A 20,615-nucleotide genomic window follows, 5' to 3' on the forward strand; every position below is an offset into this window, starting at 1 on the left:
ACTACGCCTCGCAGGGCGGCGGGGCCGTCGAGGCTCGGTGGAGGAGGGTGGGGGTCGGGTCCTGGGTCCGGCGGGGCGGGGCGCCGTCGAGGAGGGCCAGCAGGTGTTCCGCCGCGCGCCGGCCGAAGGCGGCGGTGTCCCGGGTGAGGGCCGTGAGCGCGGGGTGGGTGTTGCGGCAGAGGACCGAGTCGTCCCACGCCACCACGGACAGGTCTCCCGGGACCGAAAGGCCGCGTTCCGCGGCCACCGCCAGGCCCGCCACGGCCATCACGTCGTTGTCGTAGACGATCGCGGTGGGCGGGCGGGGGCCGGCCAGGGCGCGGCGGGTGGCCTCGGCGCCCTGCGCGTCGGAGTAGTCGGTGGTCACCGAGCGCGCGTCCGGCAGTCCCCGGCGGGCGGCCTCGGCGCGGAGGCAGGCCATCCGGCGCCGGGTGTGGGCGAGTTCCGGCAGGCCCGCGATGTGGGTGATGCGCCGGTGGCCCAGGGTGTGCAAGTGGCTGATGACGGAGGCCATCGCGCCGGTGTCGTCGGCCCACACCGTGGAGATCGCCGCACCGGGCGGGGCCGTGACGGCCGGGGCGCCGATGACCACAGCGGGCAGGCCCAAGCCGTCCAGCAGGCCCGGGCGCGGGTCTTCCGCGCGCGGGTCGACGACCAGCAGGCCGTCCACGCGGCGCTCGGCCCACCAGCGGCGGTAGACCGCGCACTCGGCGTCGAGGTCCTCCACGACCTGGAACAGCAGCCCGAAACGGCGGGCGGCGAGCGTTTCCTGCACGCCGGAGACCAGCCGCAGGAAGAACGACTCGACGCCCAGGGTGCGGGCGGGCCGGGCGAGGACGAGCCCCACCGTCGCCGCGCCCTCGCCGGACAGGGCGCGGGCCGCGGTGCTCGGTTGCCAGCCGAGCTGCTCGGCGACCCGGCGCACGCGCTCGCGCGTGGCCTCGGAGACCCCGGGGCGGCCGTTGAGCGCGAACGACACCGCGCTCTCCGAGACGCCGGCGCGGCGCGCGATGTCCTTGATCGTCGGGCGGCGGGGCGGTGTGCGGCGCACGCTCCTGCCCTCCTCCAGGGGTTCCATGGCATCAACACACTAAAGCGCATTAGTTGTTGGCGGCAGTATTGACTAACTCCCCTTCCCGGTGCACCTTTTGGACCGCACCTCCCGGCCCCGACCGAAGGAGACCGCCGGCCATGCCGATACCCCGCAGAGCCGTCGCCGCGACCGTTCCGCTGCTCGTGTCCGCCCTCACGCTGACCGCCTGCGGCTCGGGCGGCTCGGACTCCGGGGGCGGTGACGCGGGCGGGAAGCCGGAGGGCGACATCACCTTCCAGACGTGGAATCTGCGCAGCAACTTCAAGGACTATTTCACCGGCCTGGTAGCGGAATTCGAAAAGGCCAACCCGGGCGTCCGCGTCAAATGGCTGGACCAGCCCGCCGACAACTACGCGGACAAGCTGAGCGCGGACGCCGCCGCGGGCACCCTCCCCGACGTCGTCAACGTCTCCCCGGATCTCTCCTATCCCCTGGCCAAGGCCGGTCTGCTGATGAACCTCGACAAGGAGCCGGCCGCGGCGAAGTTCAAGGGCGAATACACCCCGGAGGCGTGGCGGGGCAACGAGCTGCCGGGCCTGGACGGCTCGTACTCCTTCCCCTGGTACCTCAACACCGGCCCGCTGTTCTACAACAAGGCCCTGTTCCGGCGGGCCGGCCTCGATCCGGAGAAGCCGCCGAAGAGCTACGGCGAGCTGTTCGCGGCGGCCCGCACCATCGCGGAGCGTTCGGGCGGCAGGACCGCGACGCTCGGCGGCACACCCGCCGTCGAGGACTTCGGCCGCTACGGCGTGCGGCTGATGAACGGCGACGCCACCCGGTTCACGTACAACGAGCCGAAGGGCGTGGAACTGCTCACCGAGTACAAGAAGCTCTACGACGCCGGCGGCCTCGACCCGCAGTCCCTGACCAACACCCCGGACAAGACCGGCCAGAAGTTCCTGGAACAGAAGGTCGCCATGAACCCCGGCAGCGCCCACGACCTGGAGACCTTCAAGAAGAACGCCCCCGGCCTCTACCGGGAGCTCGGCATCACCGACGCCCCCAACAACACGGGCAAACCCAATATGTACGTCATGGGTCTCGGCGTCAGCAGCCGCAGCGAGCACAAGGCCGCGGCCGTCGCCTTCGCCCGCTTCATCACGGACAGGAAGAACCAGGAGGCGTTCGCCCACAAGGTCGCCGTCTTCCCCAGCACCAAGGGCTCCCTCGACGGTCCGTACTGGACGAAGGACGACGGCACCGACGAGGGCCGCGTACGGGTCGCCTCCGCGAAGATGCTCAAAGGGGCGGTCAATTACACGCCCGTCGTGCTCAGCGAGGAGATGAAGACCGTCCTCAAGAACGAGGTCGCCAAGGCCCTCCAGGGAAAGAAGACACCGAAGCAGGCCCTGGACGACGCGGTCGCGCAGAGCAACAAGCTGCTCAAGCAGGGCTGACGGGCGTGAAGCATGTCAGGCGCATACGTACGCACCGGGCCGTGAGCCCCTGGCTCTTCCTCCTCCCCGGCCTCGCCACCGTCACCGCCTTCAGCCTCTACCCCTTCCTCACCACCCTCCACAAGGCCTTCACCGACGCCCGCACCCTCACGCCCGGCGACTGGGTGGGGCTGCGCAACTTCCGGGACATGGCACAGGACGAGCAGTTCTGGGTCGCGCTGCGCAACAGCGGCCTGTACGTGATCCTCGTCGTCCCCTTCACCGTGCTGCTGCCGCTGCTGCTCGCGCTCCTGGTGCAGAAGCGCATCCCGGGCGTCGCGTTCTTCCGGTCCGCGTTCTACACGCCGGTCGTGGCCTCCACCGTCGTGGTCGCCCTGATCTGGGGCTGGATGCTCGACGACCGGGGGCTGGTCAACGGGATCCTGCGGGTCCTCGGGGCCGGCCCGTTCGCCTTCCTCGGCGACGAGTGGCTGCTGCTGTTCAGCGCGATGGCCCTGACGGTCTGGAAGGGACTCGGCTACTACATGATCATCTACCTGGCGGCGCTGGCACACGTGCCGCGCGAACTGTACGAGGCGGCGGCCGTCGACGGCGCGGGCGCGCTGCGCCGCTTCACGGCCGTCACCGTGCCCGGCGTGCGCTCGACGATGGTCCTGGTCGGCGCCCTGTCGTCGGTGGCCGCCTTCAAGGTCTTCTCCGAGGTCTTCCTGCTGGCGGGCCCCACCGGCGGCCCGGCCGGGCAGGACACCACGCTCGTCATGCTCGTCCAGCGCACGGGCACGGGCCTCAACGGCCGGGTCGGCTACTCCTCCGCGCTCTCGCTGGTCGTCTTCGCCGTCGCCCTGCTGCTGATGCTGCTCGTGTTGCGCGCCGACCGGACGAGGAGGCAGGAATGAGCCGCACGACCCCCTGGGAGAAGGCCGTGCGCTACGTCCTCCTCCTCGCCGTGCTGGCGCTGACGGTCGGCCCGTTCCTGTGGCAGCTGTCGACGTCCTTCAAGAGCACCACCGAGGACGTCTACACCTCCCCGCCCCGCTTCCTGCCGGCCCACCCGACCGTGCACAACTACACCGCGGTCGCGGACATCATCCCCGTCTGGGACTACGCCCTGAACTCCCTCAAGGTCGCCGTCGCGAGCGTCCTCACCAACCTCGCCGGCGCCTCGGCGGCCGGCTACGCGCTCGCCCGGCTGCGGTTCCGCGGGCGCCGGGCGGCGACGCTGGCGTTCGTGGCGGCGGTGCTGGTCCCGCTGGAGTCCATCGTCGTCGCCCAGTTCACGATGATGCGGGACCTGGAGCTCAACAACACGCTCGTGGCCGTCGTCCTGCCGGGCGCGGTCGGCGCGCTCAACGTCCTGCTGATGCGCAACGCCTTCGCGAACCTGCCCTACGAGATCGAGGAGGCGGCCGTCATCGACGGGGCGAACGTGTGGCAGCGGTTCGTACGGATCGCGCTGCCGTCCGTGCGGGGCACCCTCGCCGTCGTCGCGGTCTTCTCCTTCATGGGGGCGTGGGACGACTTCCTGTGGCCGCTGATCGTCCTGTCCGACCCGGACCGCTTCACCCTCACCGTCGGCCTGAACCACCTGCACGGCACCTTCCAGCAGGACCCGCGGCTGGTCGCCGCCGGCACGGTCGTCGCCGTCGCCCCGCTCGTCGTGATGTTCGCGTGCCTGCAGCGGTACTTCTTCCGCGGCGTCGGGGAGGGCGCCGTCAAGGGCTGACCCTCACGCCTCCGCCCAACAGAAGGGACACCCCCGCCCCATGCGCTTCGGCGTCAACTACACCCCCGCCCGCGGCTGGTTCCACCACTGGCTCGACTTCGACCTGGACGACGTCCGCGCCGACCTGGACTCCGTGGCGGCGCTCGGCCTCGACCACATCCGCGTCTTCCCCCTCTGGCCGCTCTTCCAGCCCAACCGCACCATGATCCGGCCGCGCGCCGTCGAGCAGCTCGTGAGCCTCGTCGACGCGGCCGGCGAGCGCGGGCTCGACGTCAACGTGGACGGGCTGCAGGGGCACCTGTCCAGCTTCGACTTCGTCCCGTCCTGGACCACCACCTGGCACCGCCGCAACCTCTTCACCGACCCGGACGTCGTCGACGCGCAGGCCCGCCTCCTCACCGAGCTCGCCGGCGCGCTCGCCGGACGGCCCAACTTCCTCGGCATGACCGTCGGCAACGAGTTCAACCAGTTCTCCGGGCCGCCCCACCCCGACCCCGACCGCATCCGCCCCGCCCAGGCCGGCCGCTGGCTGCGCCGCATGCTCGCGGCCTGCGAGGAGGGCGCGCCCGGCAAGACCCACCTGCACGCCTCGTACGACGCCGCCTTCCACGACGGCGAGCACCCCTTCACGCCCGCCCACTCGGCCCGGCTGGGAGCCATGACGGCCGTGCACTCCTGGGTCTTCAACGGCACCGCGCAGCGGCACGGCCCCGCCGGCGTCGCCGAACACCTCGCCGCCTACCTCGTCGAGCTGTCCAAGGCCTGGGCCGACGACCCCGCCCGACCCGTATGGCTGCAGGAGACCGGCGCGCCCGCCCCGCACGTCCCGCCCGGCCGCGCCGCGGCGTTCACGGAGGCGACCGTCCGCCACGCCCTGGACTGCCCCGGCCTCTGGGGCATCACCTGGTGGTGCTCCCACGACGTCGACCGTGCCCTCGCGGACTTCCCGGAGCTGGAGTACGGGCTGGGGCTGCTCACCAACGACCGCGAGGTCAAACCGGCCGGGGAAGTGTTCGCACGCCTCGCCCGGGAGCACCGGAGCGCCGGGCCGCCTCCGCCACGGCGGACCGCCCTGGTCCTGGACGCGGGCGACGCCGAGGAGGCTCCGGGGCGGGCCGTGAGCGCGCCGGGCGGGGCGTTCTTCGAGGCGTGGATGAGGGTCGCCTCCGGCGGGGGGCGGCCGGCCGTGGTGCTGGCCCAGCGGGCCGGGGACGCAGCGCATTTGGCTGCGCGGGGCATCACCGAGGTCGTCGCCGTCGAGCAGGTGCCTTAGCGGTGCGGCCCCGCCACCCGTTTCGGGGCTCCGCCCCGGCCCCCGGTCCTCAATCGCCGGACGGCTTAAAGGAAGACGGGGCAGCTCGAAGGAAGACGGGACGGCTTGAGAGGAAGACCGGACGGCCTGAAAGGAATGAGGAACCACCATGCGCATCACTCGCCGGAAAGCCCTCGCCGCCGGCGCCGCAGGCCTCGCGGCGGCCGCACTGTCCGGGGAGCGCAGCGCGGCAGCCGCGCCCTCCCCCGCCCTCCAGCCGTACGCCTCCTACTGGTTCCCCGACAGCCTGCCGGCCGGCTCGCCCGCGCCCGGGGTCGTCTGGCGCGGCCTCGCCGCGTGGGACCCCGCGAAGGACCCCGACCTGCCGTTCAACCGGTCGACCGTGCCGCTCGCCGAACGCTTCGCTCCCCCGCCGCCCAACGCCGGCGCCCGCGCCGGCCAGGCCCGCGTCTGCGCGCTGGCCGCGTTCGCCCACACCTCCGGGAACCCCTCGCAGGGCGCGCCGACCGCCGACTTCTACGCGCTGACCCACTGGGCCTACCTCGACGAGCTGGTCTTCTGGGGCGGTTCCTCGGGCGAGGGGCTGATCCTTTCGCCCAACGCGCCCGTAGTGGACGCGGCCCACCGCAACGGCGTGCCCGTGCTCGGCACGGTGTTCCTGCCGCCGGCGGCGTACGGCGGGCAGCTGCAGTGGACGCGGGACCTGGTGCGGCGCGGCCCGGACGGCGGCTTCCCGCTGGCCGACCGGCTGATCCGGGTGGCGTGGGAGTACGGCTTCGACGGCTGGTTCGTCAACGCCGAGACCGGCGGCGGCGACGCGCGGCTCGGCGCGGACATGCGCGACTTCATCGCGTACCTGCAGACGCGGGGCAAGGCGCGGAGCGGGGCACGGGACAGGGCACGGGGCGCGGGCCTGCGCGTCACCTGGTACGACGCCATGACCGTCTCCGGCGGCATCGACTGGCGGAACGGGCTCGACGAGCACAACGCGCCGTTCTTCCGCGCCGCGCGCTCGATGTTCCTGAACTTCAACTGGGACCGGGCCGGTCTCGGCTCCTCCGGCGGGCTGGCACGGCAACTGGGCCGCAGCCCGTACGACCTGTGGGCCGGGATCGACGTCGAGGCGCGCGGCTGGGACACGCCCGTGGACTGGGACGCCGTCGTCCCGGCGGCGGGCCCGCACGTCACCTCGTACGGCTTCTACCGCCCCGAGTGGACGTGGACGAGCCTGCCCGCGGGGGCCCGCGGTCCGGCCGCGTTCCACGCGCGCGACGACCGCTTCTGGTCCGGCCAGGCGCTCGACCCGTCCGCGCCGGAGACGGGCCCGTGGCGGCCGCCCGCCGCGTCCGTCGCGGACCGGTCCACGCTCACCGCGCTTCCCTTCGCCACCACCTTCAACACCGGTCACGGGCTGGGCTGGTACGAGAAGGGCCGGCGTACGGGTGAGTCGGCCTGGAACCACCTGGGGCTGCAGGACCGGCTGCCGGGCCGGCGCTGGGTGATCCGTACGGCGGGCTCGCGGCCGACCGTCGGTTTCGCCTTCGACGACGCCTGGCGGGGCGGCAGCAGCCTCCTGGTCGAGGGCGGGCTCGCCGCCCCGGCGGAGGTGGAGCTGTACGCGTGCCGGCTGCCGTTCTCGGACGCCACGGTCGTGGAGCTGGCCCACCGTACGGATCCCGGTTCGGCGGCGGTGCGCGTCGAGCTGGCGGTCGCCGTGGACGACGGCGTCGCGTATCTCCCGGCCGGCGTCCTCCGCGCGGGCGGCCACGGCTGGACCACCGCGAGGGTGCGGGCCGGAGCGAAGCTGCGCGGCCGCAGGGGGCGGACGATCCGGGCGCTCGGCGTCCGGCTCTCTTCCGGCTACCGCGGGGAGGTGCCCCCAGCGCCGGACGGCGGTGCGGTGAGCTGGCGGCTGGGCCGCCTGGCGGTGCGCAACGCGGCCCCCGCGGCCCCCGCCCCGCCCGTGGGGCCGGAGGTCACCGCATCGCGCGTGGGGCCCGGCGGCACGGCCGAGCTGCGCATGGCCTGGGGTGCCCCGGCGGGCACGGCGGTACGCCAGTACGAGCTGCGTCAGGTGCTGCCCGGCGGGCGCTTCCGCTTCCTCGGAGGCACCTGCGGGCATGCCTATTACGTCCCGGCGCTGCGTCGTACGGACGGCGAGGCGGCCACCCGGATCGAGGTACGCGCCGTGGACGAGCTGTACGCCGTCTCGGCGCCCGCTTCCCTCACCTTCCGCTGGTAAGGCAACCGACGTAAGGAAACCGACCTGATGCACAACGACCGCACCATCACCGAAGCCCGGCTGAAGCGCGTGCTGGACGAGCGCATCCGGCCCGCCGTGTACCCCGAGTCGGTGCCGCTGGCCGTCACCGTCTGGCACGCGCCCGGCGAGCCCGTCCCGGTGGCCGAGGGGATCGCCGCCGGGGGCGTGCCGATCGAGGCGGGCGCGGCCTGGGGGCCGCCGTGGGGCACGAGCTGGTTCACCGTCGCGGGAAGCGTGCCGCAGGAGTGGGCGGGCCGGACGGTCGAGGCCCTGCTCGACCTGGGCTTCGACGAGAACATGCCGGGCTTCCAGTGCGAGGGGCTGGTCTACCGGCCGGACGGTTCGCCCGTGAAGGGCCTCAACCCGCGCAACCAGTGGGTCCGGATCGCCGAGCGGGCGGCCGGCGGCGAGGAGGTGCGGCTGCACGTCGAGGCGTCGTCCAATCCCGTGATCCTCGATTACCACCCGTTCGTGCCGACCGAGCTGGGCGACCGGGAGACGGCGGACGGCGAGCCGCGCTACCGGCTGGCCCGCATGGACCTGGCCGTCTTCGACCGGACGGTGTGGGAGCTCGTCCAGGACCTGGAGGTGCTGGAGGGGCTGATGAGCGAGCTGTCCCCGGACGCGCCCCGCCGCTGGGAGGTCCTGCGGGCGGTCGAGCGCGCGCTGGACGCGGTCGACCTGCAGGACGTCGGCGGTACGGCGGCCGTGGCCCGCGAGCAGCTCGTGGCGGTGCTGTCCGCGCCCGCGCACGCCTCCGCGCACCGGATCAGCGCGGTCGGGCACGCGCACATCGACTCGGCGTGGCTGTGGCCGCTGCGCGAGACGGTGCGCAAGGTCGCCCGCACCACCTCGAACATGACCGCGCTGCTGGAGGACGAGCCGGAATTCGTCTACGCCATGTCGCAGGCGCAGCAGTTCGCGTGGATCAAGGAGCACCGGCCCGAGGTGTACGCGCGGGTGAAGAAGGCGGTCGCGGACGGCCGCTTCGTGCCGGTGGGCGGCATGTGGGTGGAGTCGGACACGAACATGCCGGGGTCGGAGGCGCTGGCCCGGCAGTTCGTGCACGGCAAGCGCTTCTTCCTGGAGGAGTTCGGGATCGAGACGGAGGAGGTGTGGCTGCCGGACTCCTTCGGCTACTCCGCCGCGCTGCCGCAGCTGGTGCGGCTGGCGGGGGCCAGGTGGTTCCTGACGCAGAAGATCTCGTGGAGCCGGACGAACAAGTTCCCGCACCACACGTTCTGGTGGGAGGGCCTGGACGGCACCCGGGTCTTCACGCACTTCCCGCCGATCGACACGTACAACGCGCAGCTCTCGGGCCGGGAGGTCGCGCACGCGGTCCGCAACTTCCGGGAGAAGGGCGGGGCCACACGCTCGCTGGCGCCGACGGGCTGGGGCGACGGGGGCGGCGGCACGACGCGCGAGATGCTGGCGCGGGCGAAGCGGCTGGCGGACCTGGAGGGCTCGGCGCGGGTGGCGTTCGAGAAGCCGTCGGCGTTCTTCGAGAAGGCGCACGCCGAGTACGCGCAGGCGCCGGTGTGGGTGGGCGAGCTGTACCTGGAGCTGCACAGGGCGACGCTGACCAGCCAGGCCAGGACCAAGCAGGGCAACCGGCGCAGCGAGCACCTGCTGCACGAGGCGGAGCTGTGGGCGGCGACGGCGGCCGTGCGGGCGGGCTTCCCGTATCCGTACGAGGCGCTGGACCGGATCTGGAAGACGGTGTTGCTGCACCAGTTCCACGACATCCTGCCGGGCACGTCGATCGCGTGGGTGCACCGGGAGGCGGCGGCGACGTACGCGGCGGTGGCGGCGGAGCTGGAGGAGATCGTCGCGGGGGCGCTGGCGGCGCTGGCGGGCGACGGCTCGGGCGGTGGGACGGTGGTCTTCAACGCGGCGCCGCACGGGCGCGGGGAGGTGCCGGCCCTCGGTGCGGCGGTCGGCGGCGGGCCGGTGCCGCCGGTGCGGCCCGGGCCGCGCGACGGCGGCGGGTTCGTCCTCGACAACGGCTTGCTGCGCGTCGAGATCGACGGCAGGGGCCTGGTGGTGTCGGTGTACGACCCTGCGGCGGAGCGGGAGGCGATCGCTCCGGGCGCGGCGGCCAACCTGCTCCAGCTGCACCAGGACTTCCCGAACATGTGGGACGCGTGGGACGTGGACCACTTCTACCGGAACACGGTGGCCGATCTGACGGACGCCGACACCGTGGAGGCGGCGGGCGACGGGGCGGTGCGGGTGGTGCGGGCCTTCGGGTCGTCCCGCGTCGAACAGTGGATCTCCCTGCCGGCGGGCGAGCGGCGGCTGGACATCGCCACGGAGGTCGACTGGCACGAGACGGAGAAGTTCCTCAAGGCCGCGTTCCCGCTGGACGTGCACGCGGACCGGACGGCGGCCGAGACCCAGTTCGGCCACCTGTACCGGCCCACGCACACCAACACCAGCTGGGACGCCGCCAAGTTCGAGGCGTGCGCGCACCGCTTCGTCCACCTGGAGGAGCCCGGCTGGGGCGTGGCGGTCGTCAACGACTCGACGTACGGCTACGACGTGACGCGCACGGTCCGCCCGGACGGCACGGGCACGACCACGACCGTGCGGCTGTCCCTCCTGCGGGCCCCGCGCTTCCCCGACCCGCGCACCGACCAGGGGACGCACCGCTTCCGGTACGCGCTGGTGCCGGACGCGTCGATCGGCGACGCCGTCCGCGAGGGCTACCGCATCAATCTGCCCGAGCGGCGGGTGCCGGGCGGCGCCGCCGTCCCGCCGCTGGTCCGCGCCGGGAACGACGCGGTCGTCGTCTCCGCGGTCAAGCTCGCGGACGACGGCAGCGGCGATGTGGTCGTGCGGCTGTACGAGTCGCGGGGCGGCCGGGCCCGCACCCGGCTGGAGGCCGGCTTCCCGCTCGCCTCGGCGGCGGTGTGCGACCTGCTGGAACGGCCGCTGTCCGCGGCGCCGGCGGATGGCGACGCGGTGGCGCTGGCGCTGCGGCCGTTCCAGGTCCTGACGCTGCGGCTGGAGCGGCGTGACTGAGCGGACTTGCTGAGTCCGGTGGTTTTGCCCGCGCTCCGTAAGGGGCGCGGGGGCCAGGCGTTCCCGTCCCGGCCGGCGGGGAGCAGCAGCCGCTCGCCGGCGGGCCTTGTGCACCATGTGACGCCCCCTCACGTCCGGTGATGTGCGTCATATTACGGTGAGGGTGTGACAACGTATGTGGCGCTGCTGCGCGGTATCAATGTGGGCGGCAAGAAGCGTGTTCCCATGCAGACCCTGCGGGAGCTGCTCTCCGGTATGGGGTGCGGCTCGGTCCGTACGCATCTCAACAGCGGCAACGCCGTGTTCACCCGTCCCGGGGCGGATCCGGACGAGCTGGCCCGGGAGCTGGAACGGGCGATCGAGCGCGAGCTGGGCTTCGCGGTGACGTGCATGGTGCGCGATGCGGGTGACATGCGCCGTGTCGTCGACGCCGATCCGTTCGCCGGACGGGAGGTCGACCCCGCGCGGTACGTGGTGACCTTCCTCGCCGGGCCCGCCGATCCCGCCGCCGTAGCGGACGTCGACCCGGCGGCGTACGCGCCGGAGGAGTTCGTCCTGGCCGGGCGCGAGCTCTACGTGTACTACGCGGAGGGCATCCGCGACGCGAAGCTCGCGAAGGTGCTGACGGAGCGCCGCCTGGGCACGGCGGGCACCGGGCGCAACTGGAACACGGTCACCAAGCTGGCCGCCATGGCGCAGGAGACGCAGCAGGCGGAGGAGACGGCGGCGGCCGGGGAGTGACTCCGGCGCAACCGCCCGCCCGCGGCTCAGCCGGATGAGGTCTCCGCTTAGCATGCGGGCATGAAGCTGCGTTTTCCCCGCCTGCGCGGGCGACGGCTCGCCGCCACCGCCGCCGCGGCCGTCGTGCTCGCCGGCGGCGGCACCTGGGCCGTGGCCTCCGGCACCGGCGGCGATCCGCCCGTGCACCGCGAGGACCGCTTCATGACGCTGCCGGAGGCGCCCGGCGGTGGCGGTTCCGTACGCATCGACACGTCGTTCTTCACGGCGGGCGGTACGGGCCGCAGGCCGGCCGTCCTGCTCGCGCACGGCTTCGGCGGCAGCAAGGACGACCTGCGCGGGCAGGCCGAGGAGCTGGCGCGCTCCGGCTACGCGGTGCTCACGTGGTCCGCGCGCGGCTTCGGCCGCTCCACGGGGCGGATCGGGCTCAACGACCCCGACCGCGAGGTCGCCGACGTGAGCCGGCTCCTCGACTGGCTGGCCACGCGCCCCGAGGTGGAACTGGACGGGGACAAGGACCCCAGGGCGGGCATCGCGGGCGGCTCGTACGGCGGCGCGATCGCGCTGCTCGCGGCCGGTCACGACAAGCGCGTCGACGCGATCGCCCCGCAGGTCACGTACTGGAACCTCGCCGACGCGCTCTTCCCCGGAGGGGTGTTCAAGAAGCTCTGGTCGGGGATCTTCTTCACCTCCGGCTCGGCGGCGCCGGGGCCCGTGTCGAACGGCAAGGCCGGCGCGGCCCCGCCCGGCGCACCGGCGTCCCCGTCCGCGGCGCTCGGCTGCGGGCGGTTCGAGAAGCAGCTGTGCGACATGTACGAGCGGGTTGCGGTGGCCGGCAAGCCGGACGCGGAGGCCCGCGAGCTGCTGGAGCGCCGCAGCCCCTCCGCGGTCGCCGGCCGCATCAAGGTGCCGACGCTGTTCTTCCAGGGCCAGACCGACTCGCTCTTCCCCCTGGACCACGCGGACGCCGCGGCCGGGGCGATCGGCCAGGGCGGCGCGCCGGTCGCCGTCGACTGGATCGCCGGGGGCCACGACTCCGGCATCGGCGAGACCGACCGGACCGCTCTGCGCACGCGCGCGTGGTTCGACCGCTACCTCAAGGGCGACGAGAGCGCGGGCACGGGCCCCGCCTTCCGGGTCAGCAGGACGGGCGGCATCGACACCACCGACGGCAAGGCGCAGCTGCGCGGCGCGAGCGGGGACAGCTACCCGGGCCTGCGGAACGACCCGCGGACGGTCGGGCTGTCCGGGCGCCGGCAGACCTTCGCCAACCCGCCGGGGGCGGCGCCGCCGGCGATCTCCGCCGTGCCCGGCGTCGGGGGCGCGGCGTCGCAGCTGTCCGGGCTCGGCCTGGGGCTGTCGCTCGACTTCCCCGGCCAGCACGCCCGCTTCGACTCGGCGCGCCTGGACGAGGGCGTCCGCGTGACGGGTTCGCCGGCGGTGAAGGTGAACGTCACGTCCGACACGGGCGAGGCGGTGCTGTTCGCCAAGGTCTACGACGTCGGCCCGAACGGGCAGCAGGTGCTGCCCGCGCAGCTCGTCGCCCCGGTGCGCGTGACGGACGCGAAGGGCGGCCGGACGGTGGAGCTGCGGCTGCCGGCGGTCGACCACACCTTCGAGGCCGGGCACCGGATGCGGCTCGTCCTCGCCGCGACCGACCTGGGCTATGCCTCGCCGGCGGCGCCCGCCACGTACGGCGTCTCCCTGGAGGGCGGACTGAGCGTGCCGACCGCGCCGGACGTGCGGACGGCCTCGTCCGCGCTGCCGTGGTGGACGTGGGGGCTGCCACTGGCCGGTGCGGTCGTCGCGGCCGCCCTGCTGCTGACCGGGCGCCGGCGGGTGACCGCGCCGGCCCCGGACCCGGCCCTCGCCGGGGTGCCGCTGCAGATCACCGGCCTGAGCAAGCGGTACGCCAAGTCCGCCGACCGGTACGCCGTGCGCGACCTGTCGTTCCGGGTCGAGCGCGGCCAGGTCCTGGGGCTGCTGGGGCCGAACGGCGCCGGCAAGACCACGACGCTGCGCATGCTCATGGGGCTCATCCGCCCGGACGCCGGCGAGATCCGCGTCTTCGGGCAGGCGGTGCGGCCGGGTGCGCCGGTGCTGTCGCGGGTGGGGGCGTTCGTGGAGGGCGCCGGCTTCCTGCCGCACCTGTCCGGGCGCGCCAACCTCGACCTGTACTGGCAGGTCACGGGCCGGCCGGCCGAGGACGCGCACCTCGACGAGGCGCTGGAGATCGCGGGGCTCGGCCCGGCCCTGGAGCGCGCCGTGCGGACGTACTCGCAGGGCATGCGGCAGCGGCTCGCGATCGCCCAGGCCATGCTGGGGCTGCCGGACCTGCTGATCCTCGACGAGCCGACGAACGGGCTGGACCCGCCGCAGATCCGGGAGATGCGCGAGGTGATGATCCGCTACGCGGCGGCCGGCCGGACCGTCATCGTCTCCAGCCACCTCCTCTCCGAGGTCGAGCAGACCTGCTCCCACCTGGTCGTCATGGACCGGGGCCGGCTGGTGACCGCCGGTCCCGTCACGGACATCGTCGGCTCGGGCGACACACTGCTCGTGGGCGTCGAAGGCGAGGTCTCCGACGTGACGGCGGACAAGGTGGCCGCGCTGCCGGGGGTGGCCTCGGCGGTACGGGCCGAGGACGGCCTGCTGGTGCGGCTCGACGGCGCGACCGCGCCGCAGCTGCTGGCCGAGCTGGTGCGGCTGGAGGTCCCGGTGGCGCGCGTGGGTCCGCACCGCCGCCTGGAGGACGCGTTCCTGACCCTGATCGGAGGCCCGTCGTGAGTGCTGCGGTGGACGAGGTGCGGAAGGCCGGCGAGACCGCTCCCGGCTACCGGGCGCGGCACACGCTGCCGCTGCGCGTGGAGGCGGTGCGGCAGCTGCGGCGGCGCCGGACGATGGTGGTCGGGGCGGTGCTCGCCGCCCTGCCGTTCGTGCTCATCGCGGCGTTCGCGATCGGCGGGCAGCCGAGCGGGCGCAACGGGCGGGTCACCCTCATCGACACGGCCACGGCGTCCGGGGTGAACTTCACGGCGACGTGCCTGTTCGTCTCGGCGGGCTTCCTGCTGGTGGTGCCGGTCGCGCTGTTCTGCGGCGACACGGTGGCGTCCGAGGCCGGCTGGTCGTCGCTGCGCTACCTGCTGGCGGCGCCGGTGCCGCGGACGCGGCTCCTCGTCAGCAAGCTGACGGTCGCGCTGGCGTTCAGCGCGGCGGCGATGGTGCTGCTGCCGGTGGTGGCCCTGGCCGCGGGCACGGCCGTGTATGGCTGGGGGCCGCTGCAGATCCCCACGGGCGGTTCGCTGCCGGGCACCACCGCCGTGGGGCGGCTCGCGATCGTCGTCGCGTTCGTCTTCGTGGGGCAGCTGGTGACGGCCGGGCTGGCGTTCTGGCTCTCGACGGTCACGGACGCGCCGCTGGGCGCGGTGGGCGGCGCGGTCGGCCTGACGATCGTCGGGAACGTCCTGGACGCGGTGACGGCGCTGGGGCACTGGCGGGACTTCCTGCCGGCGCACTGGCAGTTCGCGTGGGCGGATGCGTTGCAGCCGCGGCTGGAGTGGGGCGGGATGGTGAAGGGGACGGCGGTGTCGGTGGCGTACGCGCTGGTGCTGTTCGCTCTGGCGTTCCGGCACTTCCGGGGGAAGGACGTCGTGTCCTGACGGACGGTTCGACGCCACGGGCCGTGACAGAACGGTCCGGCACCGCCGGATTCCCCGGTAGGGGCTGAGCGCCGGCGCGGCGGGAGAAGGTGCCCCGGCCCCGCCCTTTCAGCGTCTCCGGGGGCGAGCCCCCAGCCCCCGGCGAGCCCGGGGTCACCCCGCTCCGTACACCGCCCCCGGCTTCCGCGCCCCCGCCAGCAGCCCCCGTACCGCCTCCCCCGCCTCCCGTGGCGTCCAGCGGTCGCCCTTGTCGGTGGCCGGGCCCGGGTGCCAGCCCTCCATGACGGTGATGCGGCCGGCTTCGGCGGCGAAGACCTGGCCGGTGACCCCGGTCGCGTCGGCCGAGCCGAGCCAGACGACGAGCGGGGAGACGTTGCCGGGGGCCATGGCGTCGAAGCCGGCGGCGGGCGCGGCCATGGCCGCCGCGAACACCCGCTCGGTCATCCGGGTGCGGGCGGCCGGGGCGACGGCGTTGACCTGGACGCCGTAGCGGCCCAGTTCGGCGGCGGCGACGAGCGTCAGGGCGACGACGCCCGCCTTCGCGGCGGCGTAGTTGGCCTGTCCGACGCTGCCGAGCAGCCCGGCCCCGGACGTGGTGTTGACGACGCGCGCCCGCGGCGACCGCCCCGCCTTGTGTTCCGCGCGCCAGTGCGCGGCGGCGTGCCGCAGCGGCAGGAAGTGGCCTTTGAGGTGGACGGCGACGACGGCGTCCCAGTCGTCCTCGCCGAGGTGGACGAGTCTCCGGTCGCGCAGGATGCCGGCGTTGTTGACGAGCGTGTCGAGCCGCCCGTAGGCGCCGAGGGCCGCGGCGACGAGGGAGGCCGCGCCCTCGTCCGTGGAGATGTCGCCGAGGTGCGGGACGGCGTCGCCGCCCCGGCCGCGGATCTCCTCCACCACGCCGCGCGCCTCGCCGGCCGAGGGCTCCGTTTCGTTGACGACGACCCGCGCCCCCTCCGCCGCGAAGGCGAGCGCGTGGGCCCGGCCGAGGCCGCGGCCGGCTCCGGTGACGGCGGCGACGCGCCCGGTGCAGATTCCGGTCATGCGGGCGGCTCCTCGTGGTTGACGGTGGCGGCGGCGAGGAAGGCCGGGCGTTCCCCGCCGCCGTGGACGAGCAGTTCGGCCCCGGTGATGTGGGCGGCGTCGGCGGAGGCGAGGAAGACGGCGGCGGCGCCGATCTCGTCGGGCTCGGCGAGCCGTCCGGCGGGCACGGTGCGGGCGACGGCGGCGAGCCCGGCCTCGTCCCCGTAGTGGAGGCGGGTGGACTCGGTGCGCACCATGCCGGGGACGAGGGTGTTGACGCGGACGGCGGGCGCCCATTCGACGGCCATGGTGCGCGCGAGGCCGTGCAGCCCGGCCTTGGCCGCTCCGTAGGCGGCGGTACCGGGCGAGGGCCGGGTGCCGCTGACGCTGCCGACCATCAGGATGCAGCCGCCGCCGGGCTGTTCGCGCATCAGGGGGTACGCGGCGAGGGACGCCGTCAGCGGTGCGACGAGGTTCAAGCCGATGACCCGGGCGTGCCGGTCCGCGTCCGCCGCGCCCAGCAGCCGGAAGGGCGTGCCGCCCGCGTTGTTCACGAGGACGTCGAGCCGCCCGTACTCCGCCGCCACGCGGTCGAAGAGGGCGGTGACGGCGGCCGTGTCGCGCAGGTCGGCGGGCAGGTGGCGGGCGGTGCGCCCGGCGGCGGTGACGGGCCGGTCCGGCGGCCGGCGGGCGCAGACGACGACGCGCGCGCCGGTGCGCAGGAAGGCCCGCGCGATGCCCGCGCCCACGCCGCGCGTGCCGCCGGTGACGACGACGGTGCGCGATTCCGTGTGCCCCGTACCGGCCGGCATGGTGCCACCTCCCACGGCGGGTCGTCCGCTGCTACCTTCGAACCACAGCACTACCTAACAAACGTTTGGTGGAAAGGTAGCGGATCCTCCGATGAGTGTCTCCACCTCACGCCCCGAACCGGCCGTCGCCGTCGTCACCGTGGACTTCCCGCCCGTCAACGCCCTGCCCGTGCAGGGCTGGTACGACCTGGCGGCCGCGGTGGGCGCGGCGGGCGCCGACCCCGCGGTCCGCTGCGTCGTGCTGGAGGCCGCGGGCCGCGGCTTCAACGCCGGCGTGGACCTCAAGGAGATCCGGCGCTCCCCCGGCCACGAGGCCCTGATCGGCGCCAACCACGGCTGTGCGGCCGCCTTTTCGGCGGTCTACGACTGCCCGGTGCCGTTGATCGCCGCCGTGCACGGCTTCTGCCTGGGCGGCGGGGTCGGCCTGGCGGGCAACGCGGACGCCGTCGTCGCCTCGGAGGACGCCGTGTTCGGCCTGCCCGAGCTGGACCGCGGGGCGCTCGGCGCCGCGACGCACCTGGCCCGGCTCGTCCCCCAGCACCTCATGCGCACGCTCTACTTCACCTCGCGCACGGTCACCGCGCAGGAGCTGCACCGCCACGGATCCGTCTGGCGCGTCGTCCCGCGCGCGGGGCTGCGCGCGGCCGCCCTGGAGCTGGCGCGGGAGATCGCCGCGAAGGACGGCGCGCTGCTGCGGCTGGCGAAGGCCGCGCTCAACGGCATCGACCCGGTCGACGTGCGCCGCAGCTACCGCTACGAGCAGGGCTTCACCTTCGAGGCGGGCCTGAGCGGCGTGGGGAACCGCCTGCGCGAGGCGTTCGCGCAGCCGGAGAGGGAGCAGGAGAAGGAACGGCAGGAGAAGGAGAGGGAGGCCCCGTGACCGGCGGCGACAGGACGATACCCGCGGACAGGACGACGAGGGCGGACAAGACCATGACCGCCGACGAAGCCGTCGCCCGCCTCGCGAGCGGCATGACCGTCGGCATCGGCGGCTGGGGCTCCCGGCGCAAGCCCATGGCCCTCGTCCGGGCCCTGCTGCGCTCGGACGTCGGCGACCTCACCGTGGTCTCCTACGGCGGCCCGGACGTCGGCCTGCTGGTGGCCGCCGGGCGGGTCCGCAAGCTGGTCGCCGCCTTCGCGACGCTCGACTCGATCCCGCTGGAACCGCACTTCCGCGCCGCCCGCCAGCGCGGGGAGGTCGAACTGGTCGAGCTCGACGAGGCGATGTTCATGTGGGGCCTGACGGCCGCCGCGCACCGGCTGCCGTTCCTGCCCGTCCGCGCCGGCCTCGGCTCGGACGTCATGACGGTCAACCCCTGGCTCCGTACCGTGACGTCCCCTTACGGGGACGGCGAGGAGCTCGTCGCCGTCCCGGCGCTCACCCTGGACGCGGCCCTGGTGCACCTCAACCGGGCGGACGCGCGCGGCAACGCCCAGTACCTGGGCCCGGACCCGTACTTCGACGACCTGTTCTGCGAGGCGGCGCGCGAGGCGTACGTCTCCTGCGAACACGTAGTCGACAGCACCGAGTTCACCAGGAGCGCCGGCCCGCAGACGCTCCTCGTGCAGCGGCACTGCGTCACCGGCGTGATAGAGGCGCCGGGCGGGGCGCACTTCACCTCCTGCGTCCCGGACTACGACCGGGACGAGGCGTTCCAGGCGGCGTACGCGGCAGCGGCGGCCGATCCGTCGGCCTGGCGGGAGTTCACCGCCCGCTTCCTGTCCGGCGACGAGGACGCCTACCGGGCCGCGGTCGCCGACTTCGCCGGGAGCGCGGCGTGAGCGCCGGGCGGGCGGGCCGGGCTGAGGTGTGCGTCGTGGCGTGCGCGGAGGCGTGGCGCGGCGACGGGGAGGTGCTGGCTGCCCCCATGGGAGTGGTCCCGGCGATCGGGGCGCGGCTGGCCCGGCTCACCTTCGCCCCGGACCTGCTGCTCACGGACGGGGAGGCGATGCTGGTCGCGGATGTGCCCGCGCTGGGCGCGAAGGCCCGGGCGGTGGAGGGGTGGCTGCCGTACCGCCGGCATCTGGCGCTGGTCACGGGCGGGCGGCGGCACGTGATGATGGGAGCGGCCCAGCTCGACCGGTACGGCAACCAGAACATCTCGTGCATCGGCGACTGGCGGCGGCCCGTCCGGCAGCTCCTGGGCGTCCGCGGGGCACCGGCCAACACCCTCAACAACCCCACCAGTTACTGGATCCCCCGGCACTCGCCGCGCGTGCTCGTCGAGAAGGTCGACATGGTGAGCGGCGTCGGCTACGACCGGGCTGCCGCCGCGGGGCCCTCGGCGACGCGCTTCCACCGCATCCCGCGCGTGGTCACGGACCTGGCGGTGCTCGACTTCGAGACGCCCGGCCGCACGATGCGGGTCCGCTCGCTGCACCCCGGAGTGACGGCCGCCGAGCTGCGCGCGGCCACGGGCTTCCCCCTGGAGGTCCCCCGCGACGTGCCGCTCACCCGCCTTCCCTCCGCCGAGGAACTGCGGCTGATCCGGGAGGTCATCGACCCGGACGGGCTGCGCGCGCGGGAGGTACGGGGATGAGGACGGCCCTGACCGATCTGGTGGGTGTCCGGCATCCGCTCGTCCAGACGGGCATGGGCTGGGTCGCGGGCCCGCGGCTGGTGTCGGCCGTGGCGAACGCGGGCGCCCTCGGCGTCCTCGGCTCGGCGACCATGACGCCGGACGCTCTCAGGGCCGCGATCAGGAAGGTGCGCTCCCGTACCGCGGGGCAGCCCTTCGGGGTCAATCTGCGGGCGGACGCGGGCGATGCCCGGGAGCGCGTGGACATCCTGATCGAGGAGGGGGTGCGGGTCGCGTCGTTCGCGCTGGCGCCGTCCCGGGAGCTGATCGCCCGGCTCAAGGACGCGGGGGTGCTCGTCGTCCCGTCCGTGGGCGCGCGGCGCCACGCGGAGAAGGTCGCGGCGTGGGGCGCGGACGCGGTCGTGGTGCAGGGCGGTGAGGGCGGCGGCCACACGGGGGAGGTCGCGACGACCGTCCTGCTGCCGCAGGTGGTGGACGCGGTGGGCATCCCGGTCGTCGCGGCGGGCGGCTTCCGCGACGGGCGCGGCCTGGTGGCGGCCCTGGCGCTGGGCGCCGCGGGGGTCGCCATGGGCACGCGCTTCCTGCTGACCGCCGACAGCACGGTGCCGGACGCGGTCAAGGCGGCGTACCTCGCGGCGACGGTGCGGGACGTCGTGGTCACGACGAAGGTCGACGGCCTCCCCCACCGGATGCTGCGCACGCCCTTCGTCGCGGGCCTGGAGCGCTCGGGCCGGCTGGGCGGGCTCGTCCGGGCGCTGCGGCACGCGGCGTCGTTCCGGGCGCTGTCGGGGATGGGCTGGCCGGCGCTGGTGCGGGACGGCCTGGCGATGCGGCACGGTCGCGAGTTGACATGGAGTCAGGTCCTGCTGGCGGCGAGCACGCCCGTGCTGCTGAAGGCCGCGATGGTGGACGGGCGTACGGATCTGGGGGTGATGGCCGCGGGGCAGGTCGCCGGGGCGATCGACGACCTGCCGACGTGCGCCGGGCTGGTGGAGCGCGTGATGGCGGAGGCGGAGGAGGTGCTGGCGGCGCTCGGGGGCCGCGGCGCCGCCGGCTGAGCCGGGCCGGCCGTA

The 20,615-nt window shown here is 74.4% G+C and carries 16 protein-coding genes; 13 read left to right on the forward strand and 3 right to left on the reverse strand.

Going from position 1 to position 20,615, the window contains the following annotated elements; genetic code table 11:
* Nucleotide 1: 1 nt before the first annotated feature.
* Nucleotides 2-1,078: a LacI family DNA-binding transcriptional regulator gene (locus IF61_RS0104425; protein WP_030364892.1), complete on the reverse strand. Its 1,077-nt coding sequence runs from the start codon at nucleotides 1,076-1,078 to the stop codon at nucleotides 2-4.
* A gap of 113 nt (nucleotides 1,079-1,191) precedes the next feature.
* On the opposite strand from IF61_RS0104425, the gene IF61_RS0104430 reads away from it, so the two are divergent.
* The 9 genes from IF61_RS0104430 (at nucleotide 1,192) to IF61_RS0104470 (ending at nucleotide 15,170) form a co-directional block, all read left to right on the forward strand.
* On the forward strand, nucleotides 1,192-2,490 hold the full coding sequence (locus IF61_RS0104430) for an ABC transporter substrate-binding protein (RefSeq protein WP_030364893.1): 1,299 nt from the start codon (nucleotides 1,192-1,194) through the stop codon (nucleotides 2,488-2,490).
* Nucleotides 2,487-3,386: a carbohydrate ABC transporter permease gene (locus IF61_RS0104435; protein WP_043187842.1), complete on the forward strand. Its 900-nt coding sequence runs from the start codon at nucleotides 2,487-2,489 to the stop codon at nucleotides 3,384-3,386. The genes IF61_RS0104430 and IF61_RS0104435 overlap by 4 nt, the downstream gene beginning before the upstream one ends.
* Nucleotides 3,383-4,213, forward strand: coding sequence for a carbohydrate ABC transporter permease (locus IF61_RS0104440; RefSeq protein ID WP_030364895.1), 831 nt, complete (start codon nucleotides 3,383-3,385; stop codon nucleotides 4,211-4,213). Before IF61_RS0104435 ends, IF61_RS0104440 begins: the two co-directional genes overlap by 4 nt.
* Nucleotides 4,214-4,253: 40 nt before the next feature.
* Nucleotides 4,254-5,486 carry a glycoside hydrolase 5 family protein gene (locus IF61_RS0104445; RefSeq protein ID WP_030364896.1) on the forward strand — a complete coding sequence of 411 codons (1,233 nt, stop codon included), beginning with the start codon at nucleotides 4,254-4,256 and terminating at the stop codon, nucleotides 5,484-5,486.
* A 148-nt stretch (nucleotides 5,487-5,634) separates the two neighbouring features.
* Nucleotides 5,635-7,728 carry an endo-beta-N-acetylglucosaminidase gene (locus IF61_RS0104450; RefSeq protein WP_030364897.1) on the forward strand — a complete coding sequence of 698 codons (2,094 nt, stop codon included), beginning with the start codon at nucleotides 5,635-5,637 and terminating at the stop codon, nucleotides 7,726-7,728.
* Between the two features lie 27 nt (nucleotides 7,729-7,755).
* Nucleotides 7,756-10,773 (forward strand): alpha-mannosidase, encoded by a 3,018-nt coding sequence (locus tag IF61_RS0104455; protein WP_030364898.1) that lies wholly within the window; start codon nucleotides 7,756-7,758, stop codon nucleotides 10,771-10,773.
* Nucleotides 10,774-10,938: 165 nt separating this feature from the next.
* A complete protein-coding gene (locus IF61_RS0104460; protein ID WP_078659959.1) occupies nucleotides 10,939-11,514 on the forward strand; it encodes a DUF1697 domain-containing protein in 576 nt (191 codons plus the stop codon).
* Between the two features lie 60 nt (nucleotides 11,515-11,574).
* Entirely contained in the window at nucleotides 11,575-14,298 is a 2,724-nt protein-coding gene (locus tag IF61_RS0104465; RefSeq protein ID WP_030364900.1) for an alpha/beta fold hydrolase, read from the forward strand.
* On the forward strand, nucleotides 14,295-15,170 hold the full coding sequence (locus tag IF61_RS0104470) for an ABC transporter permease (RefSeq protein WP_030364901.1): 876 nt from the start codon (nucleotides 14,295-14,297) through the stop codon (nucleotides 15,168-15,170). Before IF61_RS0104465 ends, IF61_RS0104470 begins: the two co-directional genes overlap by 4 nt.
* Before the next feature lie 153 nt (nucleotides 15,171-15,323).
* On the opposite strand, the gene IF61_RS0104475 is transcribed toward IF61_RS0104470, so the two are convergent.
* The gene (locus IF61_RS0104475; RefSeq protein WP_030364902.1) at nucleotides 15,324-16,211 is read right to left on the reverse strand and encodes an SDR family oxidoreductase; all 888 of its coding nucleotides are present in this window, start codon (nucleotides 16,209-16,211) and stop codon (nucleotides 15,324-15,326) included.
* Entirely contained in the window at nucleotides 16,208-17,002 is a 795-nt protein-coding gene (locus tag IF61_RS0104480; RefSeq protein ID WP_030364903.1) for an SDR family oxidoreductase, read from the reverse strand. The genes IF61_RS0104475 and IF61_RS0104480 overlap by 4 nt, the downstream gene beginning before the upstream one ends.
* Before the next feature lie 91 nt (nucleotides 17,003-17,093).
* Between IF61_RS0104480 and IF61_RS0104485 the strand changes: the two genes are divergently transcribed.
* The 4 genes from IF61_RS0104485 to IF61_RS0104500 are packed head-to-tail and all read left to right on the forward strand — an operon-like array spanning nucleotide 17,094 to nucleotide 20,600.
* Nucleotides 17,094-17,882 carry an enoyl-CoA hydratase family protein gene (locus tag IF61_RS0104485; protein WP_030364904.1) on the forward strand — a complete coding sequence of 263 codons (789 nt, stop codon included), beginning with the start codon at nucleotides 17,094-17,096 and terminating at the stop codon, nucleotides 17,880-17,882.
* A gap of 53 nt (nucleotides 17,883-17,935) precedes the next feature.
* Nucleotides 17,936-18,784, forward strand: a complete 849-nt coding sequence (locus tag IF61_RS0104490; RefSeq protein ID WP_030364905.1) for a CoA transferase subunit A — start codon at nucleotides 17,936-17,938, stop codon at nucleotides 18,782-18,784.
* On the forward strand, nucleotides 18,781-19,542 hold the full coding sequence (locus IF61_RS0104495) for a CoA-transferase subunit beta (protein WP_030364906.1): 762 nt from the start codon (nucleotides 18,781-18,783) through the stop codon (nucleotides 19,540-19,542). Before IF61_RS0104490 ends, IF61_RS0104495 begins: the two co-directional genes overlap by 4 nt.
* A complete protein-coding gene (locus tag IF61_RS0104500) occupies nucleotides 19,539-20,600 on the forward strand; it encodes an NAD(P)H-dependent flavin oxidoreductase (RefSeq protein ID WP_030364907.1) in 1,062 nt (353 codons plus the stop codon). Before IF61_RS0104495 ends, IF61_RS0104500 begins: the two co-directional genes overlap by 4 nt.
* The last annotated feature ends 15 nt before the right edge of the window (nucleotides 20,601-20,615 follow it).

Origin of the sequence: Streptomyces roseoverticillatus (genome assembly GCF_000719265.1) — a bacterium.
In the GTDB taxonomy this organism is placed as follows: Bacteria; Actinomycetota; Actinomycetes; order Streptomycetales; family Streptomycetaceae; genus Streptomyces; species Streptomyces roseoverticillatus.

What these genes read in the sequence shown, in the direction of transcription:
- IF61_RS0104425 (WP_030364892.1), bottom strand. Translation starts at nt 1,078, where the DNA reads ATGGAACCCCTGGAGGAGGGCAGGAGCGTGCGCCGCACACCGCCCCGC.
- IF61_RS0104430 (WP_030364893.1), top strand. Translation starts at nt 1,192, where the DNA reads ATGCCGATACCCCGCAGAGCCGTCGCCGCGACCGTTCCGCTGCTCGTG.
- IF61_RS0104440 (WP_030364895.1), top strand. Translation starts at nt 3,383, where the DNA reads ATGAGCCGCACGACCCCCTGGGAGAAGGCCGTGCGCTACGTCCTCCTC.
- IF61_RS0104445 (WP_030364896.1), top strand. Translation starts at nt 4,254, where the DNA reads ATGCGCTTCGGCGTCAACTACACCCCCGCCCGCGGCTGGTTCCACCAC.
- IF61_RS0104450 (WP_030364897.1), top strand. Translation starts at nt 5,635, where the DNA reads ATGCGCATCACTCGCCGGAAAGCCCTCGCCGCCGGCGCCGCAGGCCTC.
- IF61_RS0104455 (WP_030364898.1), top strand. Translation starts at nt 7,756, where the DNA reads ATGCACAACGACCGCACCATCACCGAAGCCCGGCTGAAGCGCGTGCTG.
- IF61_RS0104465 (WP_030364900.1), top strand. Translation starts at nt 11,575, where the DNA reads ATGAAGCTGCGTTTTCCCCGCCTGCGCGGGCGACGGCTCGCCGCCACC.
- IF61_RS0104475 (WP_030364902.1), bottom strand. Translation starts at nt 16,211, where the DNA reads ATGACCGGAATCTGCACCGGGCGCGTCGCCGCCGTCACCGGAGCCGGC.
- IF61_RS0104480 (WP_030364903.1), bottom strand. Translation starts at nt 17,002, where the DNA reads ATGCCGGCCGGTACGGGGCACACGGAATCGCGCACCGTCGTCGTCACC.
- IF61_RS0104485 (WP_030364904.1), top strand. Translation starts at nt 17,094, where the DNA reads ATGAGTGTCTCCACCTCACGCCCCGAACCGGCCGTCGCCGTCGTCACC.
- IF61_RS0104490 (WP_030364905.1), top strand. Translation starts at nt 17,936, where the DNA reads ATGACCGCCGACGAAGCCGTCGCCCGCCTCGCGAGCGGCATGACCGTC.
- IF61_RS0104500 (WP_030364907.1), top strand. Translation starts at nt 19,539, where the DNA reads ATGAGGACGGCCCTGACCGATCTGGTGGGTGTCCGGCATCCGCTCGTC.